1 protein-coding gene is annotated in these 1,034 nt (G+C 23.5%); it reads left to right on the forward strand.

From position 1 onward, the window contains the following. Nucleotides 1-185 precede the first annotated feature (185 nt). Nucleotides 186-947, forward strand: a complete 762-nt coding sequence (locus tag E6248_RS16360; protein WP_316341820.1) for a hypothetical protein — start codon at nt 186-188, stop codon at nt 945-947. Nucleotides 948-1,034 lie beyond the last annotated feature (87 nt).

A 1,034-nucleotide genomic window follows, 5' to 3' on the forward strand; every position in this document is an offset into this window, starting at 1 on the left:
GATTTTATATAATAATATGCTTTACCAAAACATAATATACCGAATTTAAAAAACCTATCTTTTAATAAATAGTTAAAACTTTTAAAACAATATATTCAATTCTTTTGCAATATACAGCACAATGTTACACTTTATGGTATTATATTTTTATTACAATAATTATTAAGATTTTTAGGGGAGATTTAATGAATAAAAAAAGAAATATTGATAAAGAAGATTTAATGTGGCGTATTGCAGCTGGATGTGTCTTGTTAATTGTCATTTTATCTTATTACTTTCTTAAAATTAATTATACAAGTAGAGGAATGATAAATAATTATTTAAATAAGAGAGATGGGAAAATACTTACAGAAAAACTAGATAAAAAAATTAAATCTGGTAATTTATCAACTGATTATGAAATAGATAAAACATTAGAAGATATAGAGCTTTTAGGTTTAAATACTATTAATTTACCTATCGTTATAAACATTAATGATTTAACCTCTAGTGATGTAAGCATAGATTCTAATAGCCTTCAAAGAGCTAAGTGGCTACTAGATAAACTTAAAGGCAAAGGGATTAATATTATATTAGAACCATATCCTTGGATATCTAATGGCAGTAAATATGAAACAGAATATAATCCAAATTATAAGGATGCATTTTTTAATAATTGGAAAAACAATGTATTAAAGCCATTAATAGATGAGATAGCAATTCCATATAGAGTTGATGCCTTAAATATTGCTACTGGATTTAATAACTTAGAGCAATATGAGACTGAGTTTTCTGATATGATTGACTTCACTAGAAAATACTATAAAGGTCTTATTACTTATAGAACTAGTTACTGGACAACCGCTAATTGGAATGACGAATCTACTAATGAACAAGTATCTAAATTAGATGAAAACTATTATAATAAACTAAATAACTCTATTTTTTCAAAATTAGATTTTATATAATAATATGCTTTACCAAAACATAATATACCGAATTTAAAAAACCTATCTTTTAATAAATAGTTAAAACTTTTAAAACAATATATTCAA

The sequence above is a fragment of the Clostridium sp. genome, from assembly GCF_032552055.1.
Classification (GTDB): Bacteria; Bacillota; Clostridia; order Clostridiales; family Clostridiaceae; genus Clostridium.

Excerpts from the sequence above, each read along its gene's own strand:
- E6248_RS16360 (WP_316341820.1), top strand. The coding sequence starts at position 186 with ATGAATAAAAAAAGAAATATTGATAAAGAAGATTTAATGTGGCGTATT.